Consider the following 18,069-nt stretch of genomic DNA (forward strand, 5'->3'; position numbering starts at 1 on the left):
GTCCGTGCGAAACCCGGGGTCGCCGGCCCATGCCTTTCGTCATGGGCTGGCCACGGCCCCATCGGGTAGGCTTCGGGATTCCTTTTGACGAGGTTCGTACCGATGAAGCATCCGCTCGCGCTGGCGCTGGCCGTGGCCCTGATCGCCACCGTTCCCGGCCTGGCCCACAATGCCCAGGCCCAGGCTCCCCAAGCCGCCAAGACCGATAAAGCCGTGACCAACGCCCAATCGACTTCGAACCCGTTCTTCCAGCAAAGCCCGCTGCCGTTGCAGTTCCCGCAGTTCGACAAGATCAAGGACAGCGACTTCGCCCCGGCCTTCGATCGCGGCATGGCCGACCAGATCAAGGAAATCGACGCGATCGCCAATAACCCCGAGGCGCCGACCTTCGACAACACCATCGTCGCGATGGAGCGTTCGGGGCAAATACTCAGCCGCTCGGTCTCGACCTTCTTCAACCTGACCGGCACCGACACCAACCCGACCCGCGAGAACCTGCAGCAGGAATACGCGCCCAAGCTGTCGGCTCACCGCGATGCGATCTCGCTGAATCCGAAGCTGTTCGCGCGGATCAAGGCGCTGTACGAAAAGCGCGACACCCTGGGCCTGGACGCCGAGGGCGTGCGCCTGATCGAGCGCTACCACGCCGACTTCGTCCGCGCCGGCGCCAACCTGACCGAGGCGCAGAAGACCCGGATCAAGGCGATCAACTCCGAACTGGCCGAACTGGGCGCGAAGTTCAGCAAGAACGTGCTCGCCGAGGTCAAGGATTCCGCGATCGTGGTCGACACCAAGGAAGAGCTGGCCGGCCTGTCCGACGAGCGCATCGCCGCCGCCGCCGAAGCGGCCAAGGCGCGCAAGCTCGAAGGCAAGTACCTGCTGACCCTGCTCAACACCACCGGCCAGCCGCCGGAAACCGACCTGACCAACCGCGCCCTGCGCGAGAAGCTGCACAAGACCTCGGTCGCGCGCGGCAGCCGCGGCAACGCGTACGACAACACCGCGATCGTGTCCAAGGTCGTCGCCCTGCGCGCCGAGCGCGCCAAGATGATGGGCTTCGCCAACTACGCCGCGTTCGTGCTCGACGACGAAACCGCCAAGACCCCCGAAGCGGTCAACAACATGCTCGGCCAGCTCGCCCCGGCCGCGGTCGCCAACGCCAAGCGCGAAGCGGCCGACCTGCAGGCGATGATCGACAAGGAACAGGCCGCCAAGGGCGAGAAAAGCTTCCAGCTCGAGCCGTGGGACTGGGCGTTCTACGCCGAGAAGGTCCGCAAGGAAAAGTTCGCGTTCGACGAAGCCCAGCTCAAGCCCTACTTCGAAATGAAGAACGTGCTCGAGAACGGCGTGTTCTACGCCGCCGGCCAGTTGTACGGCCTGACGTTCAAGCAGCGCACCGACCTGCCGCTGTACCGCGACGACGTCACCGCCTACGACGTGTTCGACGCCAACGGCAAGCAGCTGGCGATCTTCATCGCCGACATGTACGCGCGCGATTCCAAGCGCGGCGGCGCGTGGATGAACTCCTACGTCGACCAGTCCGAACTGTTCGGCACCCTGCCGGTCGTGGCCAACCACCTCAACATCCCCAAGCCGCCGGCCGGCAAGCCGACGCTGATGACCTGGGACGAGGTCACCACCATGTTCCATGAGTTCGGCCATGCGCTGCACGGCATGTTCTCGAACGTGAAGTACCCGTACTTCTCCGGCACCAGCGTGCCGCGCGACTTCGTCGAGTTCCCCTCGCAGGTCAACGAGATGTGGGCCGACTGGCCGTCGGTGCTGGCCAACTACGCCAAGCACTACCAGACCGGCGAGGCGATGCCGAAGGAACTGCTGGACAAGGTCCTGGCCGCGTCCAAGTTCAACCAGGGCTTCACCACCACCGAGTATCTCGGCGCGGCGATGCTGGACCAGAACTACCACCAGATCGGCGACGCCTCCAAGGTGCCGGCGCCCAAGGACGTGATGGCGTTCGAAACCGCGTCGTTGAAGAAGGACGGCATTTTCTACCCGCCGGTCCCGCCGCGTTACCGCACCCCGTACTTCAGCCACATCATGGGCGGCTACGCGGCCGGTTATTACGCCTATATCTGGTCCGAGGTGCTCGACGCCAACACCGTGGAATGGATCAAGCAGCACGGCGGCCTGACCCGCGAGAACGGCGACCGCTTCCGCGCCACCCTGCTCTCGCGCGGCGGCAGCAAGGACGCGCTGCAGCTGTTCCGCGACTTCTCCGGCCACGATCCGAAGATCCAGCCGCTGCTCGAACGCCGCGGCCTGACCGCGCCGGCCGCTCCGGCCAAGGGCTCGAAAGAATAAATAATTCAGCCCCGCCCTCGAGGCAGTAACAAAAAGGCCGTCCACCTGTCCGGTGGGCGGCCTTTTCTGCGTTTTAGGGCACATCGAGGCACATAAAATTTGTTATCTCGATCTAATTATCGCGACTTATTTCTCCATCAATTCAATACTTTGTATAAACCCCGATCTATGTCACATTAGATTTCGAGGGAGCCCGTAACCTGATATTGGACATCGACCGGCACTGTTTCTACATAAGAAACAGTTGGTAGTTCGATCAAAACAGGGGACATCAGGATGGCCGCAATCAGCGCATTTCAGGCCAGCAGTTCCAGCAGTTCAGGCGCGTCCGGCGCCGACAACCGCAACGCCCGGCGCATCGCCGTGGTCGAGCGCGATCCCGACCTTCGCCAGCAGATCCTGCATTCGCTGCAGACGCGCCAATTCGCGATCGTCGAATGCGCCAACGCGACGGCGCTGTACCGAAACCTGTTGACCGCGCCGTGCGACATCGCGGTGATCGCCAGCGACCTGCCCGACGACAACCCGCGCTCGGTCGCGCTGCATCTGCGCCAGCACTCCGACATCGGCATCATCGTGCTCGACGCGCAGGCCGGCTGCCATGGCGAAGCCGATTCGTACCACGAGATCGCCGACGCCTGTTTCGCCAAACCCGTGGACCTGGACGGACTCGCCGCCGTCGTCACCGCCATGCACAGCCTGCAGCACCACATGCGCGCGATGCCGGCGCGCGCCGGCGCCGGACAGCCCGAATGGGAACTGGCGCTGGACGGCTGGACCCTGCGCACGCCCGAGGGCGCGTCGATCGACCTGAGCGCGCCCGAGCGCAACGTGCTGCTGCGATTGGTCAACACCGGCGCGGGCGGGCATCCGGTCTCGCACGACAGCCTGATCGGTTCGCTGACCAGCGATGTCTACGACTTCGATCCGCATAGGCTGGAAATGCTGATCTATCGCCTGCGCAAGAAAGTCGCGTTGATGAGCCCGTTGCCGTTGCCGCTGCGCGCGGTGCGCGGCATGGGCTATCTGTGCACGATCGTGCGATCGAACAGCTGACTTCGCATCGCATCGCGTCGATCGCGACGCGCGCAACGCAGAACGGCGGCCATTACGGCCGCCGTTTTTCGTTGTCTGAGCGTCAAGCTGAAGCGTGAGCGGAGGTGAGTGTGTTGCACCCCGAGCCGCGCCTAGCCTGAATTCGCCGACGTACTGACCGTGCCAGCGAACACGGCAGTCACGGCATCAGGGGGAAAGGGGAACATCATCGCGGCCTCACGGCGCGCTTGCACCGCTTCAACCACCACCCGTTCCGCCCCGGATGTCGATCGGCCTACCGCTATCGAATGACGGAGGCTGTCATGACCAGACGCAACCCGAACCACGGCAAGCAAGCGCCCCTCGCCTACCAAGCGCCGGAACGCGCACGACGCGTGCGCATCTCCCTGTTGAGCGGATGCATCGCCGTGGGGTTGATGGGGTTGCTGCCCATCGCCGCGACCGCGGCCGAGCTCGAATCCACGCTCAAGGCCGAGATCGAAACCGCGGCGTCGAAGATCGTGAGCGACGACACCGCCACCTCCGAAGCGAGCACCAGCGATGCGGTCCTCGACAGCGAAGCGCCGCTGCTGCCCTTGGTCTTCGACGGCATGCCGAACCGTTCCACCTGGAGTTCGGCCAGCGCCTTCGACGACGGCGGCATGGTCTCGCCGATGAGCGTGATCGAACCGCCGCCGGCGTTGAACAACACCCTTCCCGGCATCAGCGCCTATTTGAGCAACTGGCTGCTGGGCAACGACTATCAGGCGTGCGGCCTGCTCGGCAGCGGCTGCCTGACCATCGATCGCGCCAACTTCAACTACTCGTATCTGTCGCTGATCCTCAACCTGGTGCAGGCGCCGAACGTGCTCGACCTGGACGGCAACCAGCCGGCCAATCACCTGACCCTGATCGGCGCGGTCCAGTCCGACAGCTACATCCAGTTCCAGGACAGCAACTACACCGGCAACAACAACAGCGCGTCGTGCGTGATCATCGGCCTGGCCTGCACCTGGCGCACCAACCCCGCGCAGAACAACCAGACCATCATCGGCGACGGCAGCTACGCCAACGGTTCCAACACCATCGTGATGGGCACCAACGCGCGCCATCAGCTGCCCACCATCACCGCCGCCGCGGCCGGCTTCACCGGCGGTCCCGACACCAACTACGCCGCGCGCCTGGGCAATTCGGTGGTGATCGGCGACAACAGCTTCGGCAACGCCAATCGTCAGACCATCCTCGGCTTCGGTGCGACCTCGACCCATGCCAACAGCGTCGCGCTCGGCGCGGGTTCGAGCACTGCGGTCGGCGCACAGACCGGCTACATCGCGTTCGGCCTGGTCGCGCCGCAGACGTCCTCGGGCGAAGTCTCGATCGGCGCGGCCGGCGCGACCCGCAAGCTCACCAACGTCGCCGCCGGCAGCAACGGCACCGACGCGGTCAATCTCGCCCAATTGCAGGGCGCGCTGTCGACCGCGGCGGCCGATCCGTTCGCGGTCAAGTACGACGATCTCGGCGGTACTCCGGACTTCGCCAACGTCACCCTGCAAGGCGCGGGCGGCACCACGATTTCCAACGTGCGCGCCGGTCTGGTCAACGCAGGCAGCACCCAGGCGATCAACGGTGCCCAGGTGTTCGCGATCAGCCAGTCCAACGCGCAACGCCTCGGCGGCGGCGCGGGCGTCGCCGCGGACGGCACCGTGACCGCGCCGAACTACGTCATCGACGGCAACGGCTACAACAACGTCGGTTCGGCGTTGGCGGCGATCAACACCGGCCTGGCCACGGCGGATGCGTTCTCGGTGCAGTACAACGACGACGGCGCCGGCAATCCGAACTACGGCGCGATCACCCTGCGCGGGCCGGCCGGCACCGGCACCCTGATCGGCAATCTCGCCGCGGGCCAGATCGCGGCCGGCAGCCTGGAAGCGGTCAACGGCGGGCAGATCTTCGCGGTCGGCAGCGCCACCGCGGCGGTGTTCGGCGGCGGCGCGGCGTTCAACGCCGGCGGTACCTTCACCGCGCCGAACTACATCATCGACGGCACCGGCTACAACAACGTCGGCGCCGCGCTGGCCGCGCTCGACGGCGGCGTCAGCGGCGCCAACGCCTTCGCCGTGCGCTACGACGACGACGGCACCGGCAACCCCGATTACGGCAACATCACCCTCGCCGGCCCGGCCGGCACCGGCACCGTGCTCGACAACCTCGCCGCCGGCCAGATCGCCGCCGGCAGTCTGCAGGGCGTCAACGGCGGACAGATCTTCGGCCTGGGCACCTCGATCGCCAATCTGTTCGGCGGCGGCTCGGTGTTCAACGCCGGCGGTACGTTCACCGCGCCGAATTACCTGATCGGCGGCAACACTTACAACGACGTGGGTTCGGCGCTGACCGCGCTGGACGGCAACATCAACGCCGGCAACGCCTTCGCGGTGCAGTACGACGACGACGGCGCCGGCAATCCCGACTACGGCAACATCACCCTGCGCGGGCCGGCCGGCACCGGCACCACGCTCGACAACCTCGCCAACGGCCAGATCGCGGCCGGCAGCCTGCAGGCGGTCAACGGCGGCCAGATCCACGACATCGGCACGGCCGTCGCCTCGATCTTCGGCGGCGGTTCGCTGTTCAACGGCGGCGTGTTCGGCGCGCCGAACTTCACCGTCCAGGGCGGCAACTACAGCAATGTCGGCGCCGCCTTCGCCGCGGTCGATGCCAGCCTGACCAACATCAACAACCGCATCGACAACCTGCCGCCGGGCAATCCCGGGCCCGATCCGCGCATCGCCATCGACGGCACCGGCAACGCCTCGGTCGCGGCCGGTTCGCGCGGCGTCGCGATCGGCGCCAGCGCCAACGCCGGCGGCACCCACGCCACCGCGATCGGCGGCGACAGCTACGCCGCCGGCGCCAACGACACCGCGATCGGCGGCAACGCCCGCGTCAACGCCGACGGCAGCACCGCGGTCGGCGCCAACAGCAACATCGCCGCCAGCGCGACCAACGCGGTCGCGATCGGCGAAAGCGCCAGCGTCACCGCATCGGGCGCGGTCGCGCTCGGTCAGGGCGCGGTCGCCGATCGCGCCAACACCGTCTCGGTCGGCAATGCCGGGCAGCAGCGGCAGATCGTCAACGTCGCCGCCGGCGCGCAGGACAACGATGCGGTCAACGTCGCTCAACTCAAGGCGTCGCAGGCCGGCACCGTGCGCTACGACACCAACGTCGACGGCAGCGTCAACAACACCCAGGTCACGCTCAACAACGGCGGCGCGGCGGTCAATATTCGCAACGTCCGCGCCGGTACCGCCAATACCGACGCGGTCAACGTGCAGCAGCTCAACGAGGGCGTGAACCGGGCGATCAACACCTCCAATCAGTACACCGACAACTGGGGCAACACCCTGCGTCGCGAGATCGGCCAGCTCGACGACAAGGCCAGCGCCGGCGTGGCGTCGGCGATGGCGGTCGCGGGCCTGCCGCAGTCGTACATGCCCGGCAAGAGCATGGCGGCGATCGCGGCCAGTTCGTTCCGCGGCGAAAGCGGCTTCGCGATCGGCATCTCGACCATCACCGAGGACGGCCGCTATGTGTACAAGCTGTCGGGCAACAGCAATTCGCGCGGCGATGTCGGCGTGACGGTCGGCGCGGGCGTGGTGTGGTGAGCAACGTGGCGGGATGAGCGAAGTAGTTAAGTAAGCGATGCAATCCGGTGAGCCCGGCCCACGCCTCGCGCGCGTGTCCGGTGCTCGACCTTCCCCCGGCGATCCGCGAACACCCCTTCGCGGTCGCCAGGCCGCCCGGAGCGATCCGGGCGGCCTTCTTGTTTGCGCCGACCGCGCCCGCGCGGCCCGGCGCGTGTGCCGTAATCTTGCGGTTCGTCGCATGCAGCGACATCGCCGCGAGTCATCGCCATGTGGATCGGATCGACCCGACCGCCCGACCGGACAACGATCGAAACCGTGTTCGCGCGGCATGCGCCGTGGGCACGGCTGTGTTGGGACAGCGCGCTCAGCGAGCAATCGCGCGCGGGCGATATCGTGATCGAAGTACGAACCCACCCCAGCGAATTCGCGTTCATCGTCGACACGATCATCCTCAAGGACTGCGATGCCTACGAACTGGGCCTGCTGATCGCGCGCGACCTGTCGATCGCGCTGACCTGCTCGACGATCTGCGACGGCACCCGCCATGGGCCGACCCGGGCGCCGTTCTGGTGCGTCGTGTGGAGCGAGGGCGCGGCGTTTCTGGGCGACGATTGCGAGAGCCTGTTCGCCGAGTACTACGAAGGTTGTTCGCAGGAGGAAATGCAGGCGTGGGGGCCGGTCAAGCGGGTTCGGCCGATCGATATTTGATGCATGCGGCTTTGAGTCGGCTTGCGCAGCGCCAACCAGGCGCCCCTTGGCTCGTCCCGTTCAAGCCACCATATCGTCGACAGTCCCAGTCGAACCCCACCGGCCGCGCACGCATGAGCCCGATCGATCCTTCCGCCGCCCCCGCCGATCCCGCCACCGATGCGCATGCCGCGGCGCAGGCGCTGCGCGAGTGGTTGCGTCCGCATCGGCGCGTGTTCGTGCTGACCGGCGCCGGCATCAGCACCGATTCGGGCATTCCGCATTACCGCGACGAAAACGGCGCCTGGCAGCGCAAGCCGCCGATCGATTTTCGCGCCTTCGTCGGCGATGCGCGCGCCCGCGCCCGCTATTGGGCGCGCAGTTTCGTCGGCTGGCCCGGGTTCTCGCGTGCCCAGCCCAACCGCGGACACACCGCGCTCGCGCGCTGGCAGCAACGCGACGACGCCCACACCCTGGTGACCCAGAACGTCGACGGCCTGCACGCGCGCGCCGGCAGCCGCGATGTGGTCGATCTGCACGGGCGGCTCGACGAAGTGGTCTGCCTGGACTGCGGCGCGCGGCGCGCGCGCGAGTCCTTGCAGGCGGAACTGGCGCAGCGCAATCCCGACTGGCGCGATCTGGGCGCCGCCGCGCTGCCCGACGGCGACGCCGATCTGGAAGGCCTGGCGTTCGAACGCTTCGCCACGCCGGTGTGCGAACACTGCGGCGGCCTGCTCAAGCCCGATGTGGTGTTCTTCGGCGAGAACGTACCGCGCGCCCGCGTCGCCGCGGCGCAACAGGCCCTGGCCGAGGCCGATGCGATGCTGGTGGTCGGTTCCTCGCTGATGGTCTATTCGGGCTTCCGCTTCGCCCGCGCCGCGCGCGAGGCCGGCCTGCCGCTGGCCCTGCTCAACCGCGGCGTCACCCGCGCCGACGATATCGCCACCTTGAAGCTGCAGGCCGATTGCGGCGCGACCTTGGAAGCAGCGCTGGGCTGAGTCGCATAGCGACGTCAGCCGACTGTAGGAGCGGCGTGAGCCGCGACCGCGTACTCACACCTTCGCGGCGCCTGTTGGATGCGCGATCGCGGCTTACGCCGCTCCTACAGGGGGCCGACGTGGCTTGCGCCGTTGCTCATGTATCCAAAGCCGCGTGGCCACGTCAGCCGACTGTAGGAGCGGCGTGAGCCGCGACCGCGTGCCCACACCTTCGCGGCGCCTGTTGGATGCGCGGTCGCGGCTTACGCCGCTCCTACAGGGGGCCGACGTGGCTTGCGCCGTTACTCATGCATCCAAAGCCGCGTGGTCCGCGCCGAGGCGTGACCCTCACGCCGCGATCAATGCGCCGCCGGTGCGACGATCCGGTTCTGCTGCAGAAACAATTTGCGCGCCTCGACGCCGATATCGGGCTGGTCGATGAAGAATCCCTGCACGCCCAGGCCATACAGCTGCAAGGCCTGCGCCAGCGCGCTCTGGTCGACGCCGTTCGCGGTCTGGGTCAGGAACGGCTCTTCGGCGCGCACGGTGTAGGGATGAACCTGCAATCCCAGCGCCAGCGCGCGGCCGAGCACGGGATGGATGAAACCGGTGTTACGCGTGCTCAGCAGCGCGCGGCCGTCGCCGTCGGCGTCGCGCTTGGCCGGCAGCGCCACGCGCGGAATCAGGCTCGCGGTCGACGGGCCCAGGCCCGACACGTAATGCTGCTTCATCCACGCCAGCGCATCGGCTTCGGTCAGCGCCGCGAACGGCGTCTTGTCGTCGATGTCGCCCGGAATCGCCTGGATCAAACCACCGTAGATCGCCTTCAGATCGGCATGCCGGCCTGCGTTGTAGACGAAGTCGTACGGCCGATCACGCTGGAAATCGCCGTACAACTGCACCAGCGGCAGGTCGATGCCGGCCTTGGGCAGGATGCGTTGCTTGAGTTCGATCAGGTTGGCGACTTCGAAACTCTGGATGTACACGCGCCGCGGATCGGTGAAGCCTTCGCTGACCAGCGTCGCCACCAGCTTCTCGCCGAGCGAGATCCCGATGGGCGTGCCGTCGAGGTGCTTGCCTTCGCTGGCGAACCAAGTCGGGTGCTTGGTTTCCGGGTAAATGCCGATGGTGCGGCCGTCGCGGCTTTCCTGCCGCGCCAGCGCGATCACTTCCTTGAACGTGGCGATCTGGAACTGCCCGTCGAAGCGGGTATTGCCGGGGCGGATCTGGGCGATGCGTTCCTTGGCGCGCAAGGTCTTGAGTTCGGCGAGGGTGAAGTCCTCGGTGAACCAGCCGGTCAGGCTTTCGCCGTCGATGAGCTTGGTGGTCTTGCGCGCGGCGAATTCGGGGTGATCGGCAACGTTGGTGGTGCCGGAGATTTCGTTCTCGTGCCGCACGACCAGTTCGCCGTCGCGGGTGGCGACCAGGTCGGGTTCGATGAAGTCGGCGCCCATCTGGATCGCGAGGCGGTAGGCCTCCAGGGTGTGTTCGGGCCGATAGCCGCTGGCGCCGCGATGGGCGATCACGATCAATCCGTGCTGGCCGAGCGCGGCGGCGGACGGCGAGGCGTCGGTCATGGCGGGGGTCCGGTCGAGGGCGACGGCGGCCAAGCTGGCGGTCAACAGCGCCAACGCGGCCAGGGCCCGGCGCGGTGCATGGGAAAGCGACATGCGGGAATCCTAACTCGGACAGGCGAAGGACGCGCGGCGACAGCGCCGCGCGTCCAGTCTGGGCGCGTTGGATGACAATCGGTGCATCGGTGGCTCGGCCGGGTGCGGCTTCGCTGCGATGGTTTCGGTGCGGGTTCATGGGTGCGCGGAGGTTGCCGGAAGACTGACCTCAGCCGAAAAGCGAATCTCCCCCAACCCCTCTTTTACAAAGAGGGGAGCCCATCTTGGCGATCGTGAGGGAGCGTCGCTCCGCTTGGACGTACAGGGAGCCGCTTGGCGGCGCACCCGACGCAAGCACACTGATCGCTCCTGACTCGAACCGATCAGTGCCGGCTGATGCCGACGTCCTGGATGTCCACCACGCCGTTGGACACCGACATCATGATCCGGTCCTCGTTCTTCTTGCCGCTGGGATAAACCTCGATCAGGTTGCCGCCGCCTTTCCACTTCTGCGCCATGATTTCGCTTTGCGCGAGCAGGCCCAGCCACTGATTGATCTGATCGCCCTTCACCGGCACGGTCTGACCGGCCAGGGTCTCGATTTCCTGCAGCACCGCCGCGGTGGCCTCGGGGTCCTGCATTTTCTGCAGCTTCTTCGGGTTGAAACTGGTTACGTATTCGTACGGCATGAGCTTCGACTCCCCAGCCCCGGCGCGCCGCGCCGGGGCCATCCGTTGTTGATCCGACGCATCGCGCCGGGACCTTCCGTTGTTGATCCGGCGCATCGCGCGCCGGGGCCGTGCGTGGCTGACGTGGTATCAGCCGCCGCCCTGCGGCTCTTCGCGCACCGAGAAATGCGTCGCGGCCGGCCACGCGCCAGACAGGTCGATGTGGCGTTGTCCGGTCAGCCACTGGCCCAGCGGACGCGCCCAGCTGCGTTCGTAGATGTCGCTGTTCCAGGCCTTGAAACGCGCCCTGACCTTGATGTCGGTCGCGTTCAACGGAATGTTGCCGACCGTGCGCGACAGGCCGCCGCTGATGTCGAACGATTCGCTGTGGGTCTTGTCGCCGACCTTGTAGCTCAGGTCGACCGCGACGATGTAGGTGGTGCCGACCTTGCTGTTGAAGAAGATCTCGAACCCGCCGATCTTGCTGACCCAGTTCGGGATCAGCAGCTTGCCTTCGAACGAAGCGAAGGTGTACGCGATCGGCACCGGCCCCGACGCCACCGTGTTGGCGTGATCCGGCCACAGGTGCTTGTCGATGCTCTTGGCCTTGCGCACCGACGTGAACGAGCCCTTGGCGGTCGCGCCGCCGAGCATTTCATGCACCGCGCTGGCGCGGCCGGCGATCGCGAACGCCGAGTCCTTCGACTGCGAACCCACGTTGAGGCCGCTGTTGGCGTACAGCACGCCGGTGATCACGCCGAAGCCCTGGGCGATCTCGCCGTTGCCGCCGAAGCCCACGCCGGCCGCCTGCTGGGCCAGCCAGGCCTGGTTCTTCTCGACCTGGGTCAGCTCTTCCAGATAGGCCTCTTCGCGCAAGGAGAATTCCGACGCGATCGAACCGACCTGCGACATCGACCAGCTGACCTCGACCCCGGCCTCGCCCTTGACGCCGGTTTCGGGATCGGTGACTTCACCGCTGATGTCGGCCTTGGCCTCGGTGCGCGAGACGTTTTCCGACAGCAGCTGCCAGGAGTTGGACACCGGCAGGCGCTTGACCTTGAGGTTCGGCAAGCTCTCGGCCACCAGGCGGAAGTCGCCCGAGTTCGGGTCGACGATGCCGATCGCGCCGGGCTGAACCTGCGCGTTGAGCGCCCAATTGCCCCAATAGGCCGGGCGGCTGCGCCGGATCAGTTCGGAAAAAGATCGGTTCCACTTCTCGTTCATTACTCGCTCCTGTCATGTTGATTGGACTTGCGAGCTACACAAACGAACCGACCGCGAAACTGTGAGCCACGCGACCCGCGGACCATGCGCCACCGTCCGGCCCGGCAGCGGCTATGATGCGGCGTCACTCGGGGAGAGCATTCGATGAGCCTGGTCGCGAAGATCCTGCGGCACAAATCGGTTGAACAATTGCAGGCGGAGGCCGGCAAGCGCTCGGACTTCCGCCGCGTGCTGGGGCTGTGGCAGCTCACCGCGATCGGCATCGGCGGCATCATCGGCGTGGGCGTGTTCGTGCTCGCCGGCCAGCAGGCCGCGGAGAACGCCGGTCCGGCGGTCGCGCTGGCGTTCCTGATCGCCGGCATCGCCAGCGCCGCCGCGGCGCTGTGCTACGCCGAGTTCGCCGGGATGATCCCGGTCACCGGCAGCGCCTACACCTACAGCTACGCGACCCTGGGCGAGCTCGCGGCCTGGCTGATCGGCTGGGATCTGTTACTGGAATACGCCTTGATCGTCGCGGTGGTGGCGATCGGCTGGTCGGGCTATGTGCAGGTCCTGCTCGAAGGCGTCGGCATCCATCTGCCGGTGTGGGCGCAAGGCGCGATCGGCACCGGCGAAGGCCGCGTGTTCAACGTGATCGCCGCCGGCGTGACTCTGGCGGTCTCAGCGCTGCTGGTGTTCCGCACCGAGTGGGGCGCGCGCTTCAACACCATCATCGTGGCGATCAAGATCCTCGCGGTGCTGCTGGTGATCGGCGTGGGCGTGTTCTACATCAACACCGCCAACTGGACGCCGTTCATTCCCGAGCGCGTGATCGATGCGAACGGCGTGGGCCACTTCGGCTTCGCCGGCGTCGGCACCGCCGCGGCGGTGGTGTTCTTCGCGGTGTTCGGCTACGACACCCTGACCACCGCGGCCGAGGAGTCCAGGAACCCGCAACGCGATCTGCCGCGCGCGGTGCTGCTGTCGCTGGGCGTGTCGATGGCGCTGTACCTGGCGGTGTCGCTGGTGCTGACCGGCATCGCCCACTACTCCACCCTCGGCGGCGACGCGCCGGTGTCGGACGCCTTCGCCGCGCTCGGCCTGCCGTGGGTCGCCAAGGCGATCGCGTTCTCGGCGGTGATCGGCATCGCCAGCGTGTTGTTCGCCTTCATGCTGGGCGCGGCGCGTATCTGGTTCTCGCTGTCGCGCGACGGCCTGCTGCCGGTCTGGTTCGCCAAGATTCATCCGAAGTACGGCACTCCGCACCGCCCGACCATCGTGCTGGGCGTGTTCACCGCGCTGGTCGCCGGCTTCCTGCCGATCGGCGAGGTCGCCAAGCTGGTCAACATCGGCGTGCTGTCGGCCTTCATCGTCATCTGCGCGTCGGTGTGGGTGCTGCGCGTGCGCAAGCCGGACCTGTTCCGTTCGTTCCGCACCCCGCTGGTGCCGCTGATCCCGATCATCGGCATCGGCTTCTCGATCTGGCTGCTGTCCGAACTCGCGGCGATCACTTGGCTGATCTTCCTGATCTGGCTGAGCCTGGGGCTGCTGGTGTATTTCGGTTATGGCATTCGCCATTCGAAGCTGGCGCAGGAGTGATTGAGCAGGAGTGAGTGGAGAGGAGTGAGTAGTGAGTAAAAGCGCTTTTACTCGTTTCTCACTCCTCTTCGCTTGCTCCCGCCGAAACGCGAGGCCAGGAACGAGTAAGACGCATGCCTTTACTCGTTCCTCACTTCTCTGCACTCGTTTTCCGTCGCGCGTCTCAGCGCGGCGCGACATACCCACCCGGCACGCCCTCGGGCGACAGCACCACCTGCCATAGCTGCGCATGGCGGCTGCGGAACGTCGCCATCGACGCGGCCAGGTAGAACCGCCACATGCGCCGGAAGCGTTCGTCGTACCGCGCATCCAGGTGGCTCCAGGCCGCTTCGACGTTGTCGCGCCAGGCCTGCAGGGTCAGGTCGTAGTCGGTGCTGAAGTTATGCCAGTCCTCGATCACGAAGCGGCCTTCGACCTGCTCGGCGATCTGCTGGGCCGACGGCAGCATCGAATTGGGGAAGATGTATTTGGCGATCCACGGGTCGGTGTGGGTCACCGATTTATTGCCGCCGATGGTGTGCAGCAGGAACAGGCCGCCGTCGTCGCTGTCGCGGTCCAGGCAGCGCAGGGCGACGTCGAAATAGGTCGCGTAGTTCTTGTAGCCGACGTGCTCGAACATGCCGAGCGAAAAGATCCGGTCGAAGCGTTCGTCGGCGTGGTGGCCGGTGAGGTCGCGGTAATCCTGCAGGCGGAATTCGATCGGCAGGCCCTGGCACAGCTCGCGGGCGAACTCGGCCTGTTCGCGCGACACGGTCACGCCGACGCCGACGATGCCGTAACGCTCGGCGGCGAACTTCAAGGCCTCGCCCCAGCCGCTGCCGATGTCGAGCACGCGCATGCCGGGCTTCAGGCCTAGCTTGCGGCAGACCAGGTCGAGCTTGGTTTCCTGGGCCGAGTCCAGGTCCGGCAACGGCCGGCCGTCGCGGTCGCGCCAATAGCCGCAGCTGTAGACCAGGCGCTTGCCGAGCATGGCCCGATAGAGATCGTTGCCGAGATCGTAATGGCGCTCGCCGACGGTGAAGCTGCGGCGATGGCTCTGCAGATTGATCAGGTGCGCGCGCAGGCCGTCGAGGATCGCGGCCCAGCCGTGCACCTGCTCGTCGACGTGGGCGCGCAGCAGCCGCACCAGCATCCCGTCGAGCGAGGCCGCATGCCAGCTGCCGTCCATATAGGTTTCGCCCAGGCCGAGCGAGCCCTGCGCGATCACCCGCGCATAGAACTCCTCGTCTTCGACCTGGATATCCCATGGCCGGTCGCCGCCGATGCGCACATCGGCCAGCGCCAGCAAGCCTTCGACTCGTTTACGCAGCGACGCAACGGACATCACGGCCTCGTTCGGCGTAGTGGGCTCGGTGGGTCAACGCTCCGCGGCGGCTTGCGTGAAGCGGCTTGGGTGACATCGCGCGGCGCGCCGGCGCTCATCCTGAGACGGTTTGTCGGGCGGTTCGCCCGGATCGCGCGGCTGCACCGCGCTTGCCGGCACGATAGCAAACCGGGTGGCGCGCGATGTGCCGGATCGCGCTGTTTGGGCTGAACGCTGAGTTGCGTGGGAGGCGTGTTGCGCAGCGTCGGTACGGGGCTGGTGTCTGAGCCGGTTCGAGACCGATGGCGGTGTCGCGGTGGATGAAGTGTCGCGGTCGCGGCTCGTGACCGAAGGAAATCCAGTAGGACGCCGCTCCTGCAGGGAGGCCATGGCGGCTCTCCCTCTCCCGTTCACGGGAGAGGGCCGGGGTGAGGGCCGCTCAAACCCCGCCGACGAACAAGGCCCGATACTCCGGCGCCACATGCGGCAGCAGCACCGCCGCCGGCACTTCGACCATCTGGGTGCCGTCCGAGTACGGCCCGACTTCGTACGGCGCGAACACGAACTTCAAGCCGCTGAGCTTGCCGTCGGCGGCCTTGATCGGCTCGAACATGGCGAAGTTGGCCGCGTCGGCGCCGGTGCCGTCGTCGATCATGCGCGCGCCGGTCTCCATCTGCTCGGCGCGCACCGCAGGCTCCGGATCGTCGGCGTCGATGCGCTGCGACAACGCCGAATGCAGTTGTTCGCGCACATAGCGCGAGATCGCGTCCCAACCGGCCTTCTGCGGGACCAGTTCGTTAGCCTTGAGCAGCTTATTCTGCTTGGGCAGCCAGACGAAGCGCGCGATCAGCGGCGCGGCATGGGCGCCACCCGTGTAGCTGCTGCCGTCGGCGGACACCGCGACCATCTCGGGCGAATCGAGCACGTCGTTGAACGTCAGCGACAGTTCGTACGGCGAGGGGTTTTCCTTGGCGGTGCGCCCGCCGGCCGATTCGACCAGTTCGGCGCGCGCGCCGTCGGCGAAGCGCTTGAGCTCGCGCGCCAGGCCCGGGTATTTGGCCGCCTGGGTGTCGTAGGTGATGCCGACCACGTAATTGGGCGTGGTCTCGACCACTTCCTTGAGCTCGACCGCGCCGTCGTCGGTCGCGACCGGCGCCGGCAGCGTCGTCGCGGGGTTGGCCGGCGCGTTGGCGGCCGGCGGCGGCGTGGCTTCCTTCTTGCAGGCCGCCAGGGCCAGGGCAAGCAGACAGACGGCGGTGACGCGCTTCATGCAGCAATCCTTTTGACTGACGTCCATGGATGTTTCGCGCGACATTATCGCGCAAAGCGTGACGCCGACATCTAGATCGCCGAGCGAATTCGATCAGTTCAAACGCAGGCGCGCGCCGGTTGTGTGCCGGTTCACCACTCGGTGCGGTGCGGCAGCAGCCCCTGCAGTTCCGGATCGGTCAGATTGCGCCACTGGCCGGGCTTGAGGTGGCCGAGCTTGACGTTGCCGATGCGCGCGCGCAGCAGCTGCTTGACCCGGAAACCGAAGTGCGAGGCCATCAGCCGGATCTGCCGGTTGAGGCCCTGCACCAGCACGATCCGGAAACCGAAGCGGCCGAGCTTGCCGGTCTTGCACGGCAAGGTGGTCTGGCCGTGGATCGGCACGCCGCGGGCCATGCCGCGCAGGAATTCGGGGGTGACCTCGTGGTTCACCGCGACCAGGTATTCCTTTTCCAGCTTGTTCTCGGCGCGCAGGATCTCGTTGACGATGTCGCCGTTGCTGGTCAGCAGGATCAGGCCCTCGGAGTCCTTGTCGAGGCGGCCGATCGGGAAGATGCGGCGGTCGTGGCCGACGAAATCGACGATGTTGTCCTTGACCCCGGACTCGGTGGTGCAGACCACGCCGACCGGCTTGTTCAGGGCGATGTAGACATGCTGGCGCTTGCCCTTGACCGCGACGCGGGCGCGCACGATCTCGCCGTCGATGCGGACCTCGTCGCCCTCGCCGACCTCACTGCCGACCCGGCCGCGGATGCCGTTGACGGTGACCCGGCCTTCGGCGATCAGCCCGTCGGCCTCGCGGCGCGAGCAGAAACCGGTGTCGCTGATGTGTTTGTTCAGACGCATGAGGCAAGCATGCCGGAAAACCGGCTGGCGGGTGGCGAGGGGCGCGTAGGCTGGCACAGACGCCGCGGATTGGCGAGCGCGGCGGCTTGCGCCGAGGCGTCGGGGCGTTGTCCGATTCAGCAAACGCCGTGGCCGCGGGCACCGCCCTGCCCGCTCGCGACGCCCTGACCCGAAGCATTCACCCTTTGAAAAAGGGGGCCAGGGGGGATTTGCTCTTAGCTTCGGGTCGCGGCGCAATGCGCCTAAAGCAAATCCCCCGCGCTGAGGCACTGCGCAACCTCGATTGCCATCGGGCGCTCGCCCCCTTTTTCAAAGTGGGCGACGGTTACCGCGCTTGGGCGCGGCCAGATCAAGCGCCGCAATTTTCAGATGGAAGAGCCCGGATCAGCGACGTTCGCAGAACGCGTCTCCAAGACAGCCCCGCCGAGCCGAAGCTCTACGCCAACAGCTGCGAATACTCCGGATGCCGCTCGGCCCAGGCGGCGGCGTACGAGCAGGCCGGACGCACCTTGTAGCCGTTGCCGCGCGCGTATTCGAACGCGGCCTTGACCAGGTCGCTGGCGATCCCGCGGCCGCCGATCGCCTCGGGCACGCCGGTGTGGGTGATGACGAGTTGGTCGTCGCGGATCTGGTATTCGAGCAGGGCCTGCACGCCGTCGACGAGGACGGTGAAGCGCTGTTGCCGGGATTCGTGTTGTACGGAAGCGGTCATCGGACGGTCCTGTGCGGTAAGGAAACGGCGAAACGCGCGGATGTCGGGCTGATCGCGGGCGGCGAAGTCCGCATGCGTGTCGCGTCGCCGTGAGGCCGCGACGCCCGCGGGCATCGCGCCATCGGGCATCGCTACAAAGGCGGCGAAACCAGCATGTACCGGGTATCGCGCCAGAGACTGCGAAGCCCGCG

The 18,069-nt window shown here is 66.8% G+C and carries 13 protein-coding genes; 6 read left to right on the forward strand and 7 right to left on the reverse strand.

Features of this window, described 5'->3' with window-relative positions:
* Positions 1 to 102: 102 nt before the first annotated feature.
* The 5 genes from AC3A4T_RS23645 (at position 103) to AC3A4T_RS23665 (ending at position 8,689) form a co-directional block, all read left to right on the forward strand.
* Positions 103 to 2,322, forward strand: coding sequence for a M3 family metallopeptidase (locus AC3A4T_RS23645; RefSeq protein WP_487677612.1), 2,220 nt, complete (start codon positions 103 to 105; stop codon positions 2,320 to 2,322).
* 276 nt (positions 2,323 to 2,598) lie between these two features.
* Positions 2,599 to 3,378 (forward strand): response regulator transcription factor, encoded by a 780-nt coding sequence (locus AC3A4T_RS23650; protein WP_487677613.1) that lies wholly within the window; start codon positions 2,599 to 2,601, stop codon positions 3,376 to 3,378.
* Positions 3,379 to 3,680: 302 nt separating this feature from the next.
* Positions 3,681 to 7,022, forward strand: a complete 3,342-nt coding sequence (locus AC3A4T_RS23655) for a YadA-like family protein (RefSeq protein ID WP_487677614.1) — start codon at positions 3,681 to 3,683, stop codon at positions 7,020 to 7,022.
* Positions 7,023 to 7,271: 249 nt separating this feature from the next.
* A complete protein-coding gene (locus AC3A4T_RS23660) occupies positions 7,272 to 7,712 on the forward strand; it encodes a hypothetical protein (protein WP_487677615.1) in 441 nt (146 codons plus the stop codon).
* A 113-nt stretch (positions 7,713 to 7,825) separates the two neighbouring features.
* Positions 7,826 to 8,689: an NAD-dependent protein deacetylase gene (locus AC3A4T_RS23665; RefSeq protein ID WP_487677616.1), complete on the forward strand. Its 864-nt coding sequence runs from the start codon at positions 7,826 to 7,828 to the stop codon at positions 8,687 to 8,689.
* Positions 8,690 to 9,027: 338 nt separating this feature from the next.
* On the opposite strand, the gene AC3A4T_RS23670 is transcribed toward AC3A4T_RS23665, so the two are convergent.
* The 3 genes from AC3A4T_RS23670 to AC3A4T_RS23680 all read right to left on the reverse strand — a co-directional run bounded on the left by AC3A4T_RS23670 (position 9,028) and on the right by AC3A4T_RS23680 (position 12,170).
* On the reverse strand, positions 9,028 to 10,338 hold the full coding sequence (locus AC3A4T_RS23670; protein WP_487677617.1) for a glycerophosphodiester phosphodiesterase family protein: 1,311 nt from the start codon (positions 10,336 to 10,338) through the stop codon (positions 9,028 to 9,030).
* Between the two features lie 323 nt (positions 10,339 to 10,661).
* Positions 10,662 to 10,967 carry a hypothetical protein gene (locus tag AC3A4T_RS23675; RefSeq protein WP_487677618.1) on the reverse strand — a complete coding sequence of 102 codons (306 nt, stop codon included), beginning with the start codon at positions 10,965 to 10,967 and terminating at the stop codon, positions 10,662 to 10,664.
* Positions 10,968 to 11,096: 129 nt separating this feature from the next.
* On the reverse strand, positions 11,097 to 12,170 hold the full coding sequence (locus tag AC3A4T_RS23680) for a hypothetical protein (RefSeq protein WP_487677619.1): 1,074 nt from the start codon (positions 12,168 to 12,170) through the stop codon (positions 11,097 to 11,099).
* 144 nt (positions 12,171 to 12,314) lie between these two features.
* On the opposite strand from AC3A4T_RS23680, the gene AC3A4T_RS23685 reads away from it, so the two are divergent.
* Complete coding sequence (locus AC3A4T_RS23685; protein WP_487677620.1) at positions 12,315 to 13,748, forward strand: amino acid permease; 1,434 nt, start codon at positions 12,315 to 12,317, stop codon at positions 13,746 to 13,748.
* 163 nt (positions 13,749 to 13,911) lie between these two features.
* Here the strand turns inward: AC3A4T_RS23685 and cfa are convergent, their stop codons facing one another.
* The 4 genes from cfa to AC3A4T_RS23705 form a co-directional block, all read right to left on the reverse strand.
* Entirely contained in the window at positions 13,912 to 15,072 is a 1,161-nt protein-coding gene (gene cfa, locus AC3A4T_RS23690; RefSeq protein WP_487677621.1) for a cyclopropane fatty acyl phospholipid synthase, read from the reverse strand.
* A gap of 418 nt (positions 15,073 to 15,490) precedes the next feature.
* Positions 15,491 to 16,321 carry a DUF3298 and DUF4163 domain-containing protein gene (locus AC3A4T_RS23695; RefSeq protein ID WP_487677622.1) on the reverse strand — a complete coding sequence of 277 codons (831 nt, stop codon included), beginning with the start codon at positions 16,319 to 16,321 and terminating at the stop codon, positions 15,491 to 15,493.
* A 131-nt stretch (positions 16,322 to 16,452) separates the two neighbouring features.
* The gene (locus tag AC3A4T_RS23700; RefSeq protein WP_036112674.1) at positions 16,453 to 17,166 is read right to left on the reverse strand and encodes a pseudouridine synthase; all 714 of its coding nucleotides are present in this window, start codon (positions 17,164 to 17,166) and stop codon (positions 16,453 to 16,455) included.
* A gap of 436 nt (positions 17,167 to 17,602) precedes the next feature.
* The gene (locus tag AC3A4T_RS23705) at positions 17,603 to 17,878 is read right to left on the reverse strand and encodes a GNAT family N-acetyltransferase (protein WP_487677623.1); all 276 of its coding nucleotides are present in this window, start codon (positions 17,876 to 17,878) and stop codon (positions 17,603 to 17,605) included.
* Between the last annotated feature and the right edge of the window lie 191 nt (positions 17,879 to 18,069).

This window comes from Lysobacter sp. Soil_N_51, from assembly GCF_057655755.1.

Coding starts and splice junctions, on each gene's coding strand:
- AC3A4T_RS23645 (WP_487677612.1), top strand. CDS start 103: ATGAAGCATCCGCTCGCGCTGGCGCTGGCCGTGGCCCTGATCGCCACC.
- AC3A4T_RS23650 (WP_487677613.1), top strand. CDS start 2,599: ATGGCCGCAATCAGCGCATTTCAGGCCAGCAGTTCCAGCAGTTCAGGC.
- AC3A4T_RS23655 (WP_487677614.1), top strand. CDS start 3,681: ATGACCAGACGCAACCCGAACCACGGCAAGCAAGCGCCCCTCGCCTAC.
- AC3A4T_RS23660 (WP_487677615.1), top strand. CDS start 7,272: ATGTGGATCGGATCGACCCGACCGCCCGACCGGACAACGATCGAAACC.
- AC3A4T_RS23665 (WP_487677616.1), top strand. CDS start 7,826: ATGAGCCCGATCGATCCTTCCGCCGCCCCCGCCGATCCCGCCACCGAT.
- AC3A4T_RS23670 (WP_487677617.1), bottom strand. CDS start 10,338: ATGTCGCTTTCCCATGCACCGCGCCGGGCCCTGGCCGCGTTGGCGCTG.
- AC3A4T_RS23675 (WP_487677618.1), bottom strand. CDS start 10,967: ATGCCGTACGAATACGTAACCAGTTTCAACCCGAAGAAGCTGCAGAAA.
- AC3A4T_RS23680 (WP_487677619.1), bottom strand. CDS start 12,170: ATGAACGAGAAGTGGAACCGATCTTTTTCCGAACTGATCCGGCGCAGC.
- AC3A4T_RS23685 (WP_487677620.1), top strand. CDS start 12,315: ATGAGCCTGGTCGCGAAGATCCTGCGGCACAAATCGGTTGAACAATTG.
- cfa (WP_487677621.1), bottom strand. CDS start 15,072: ATGTCCGTTGCGTCGCTGCGTAAACGAGTCGAAGGCTTGCTGGCGCTG.
- AC3A4T_RS23695 (WP_487677622.1), bottom strand. CDS start 16,321: ATGAAGCGCGTCACCGCCGTCTGTCTGCTTGCCCTGGCCCTGGCGGCC.
- AC3A4T_RS23700 (WP_036112674.1), bottom strand. CDS start 17,166: ATGCGTCTGAACAAACACATCAGCGACACCGGTTTCTGCTCGCGCCGC.
- AC3A4T_RS23705 (WP_487677623.1), bottom strand. CDS start 17,878: ATGACCGCTTCCGTACAACACGAATCCCGGCAACAGCGCTTCACCGTC.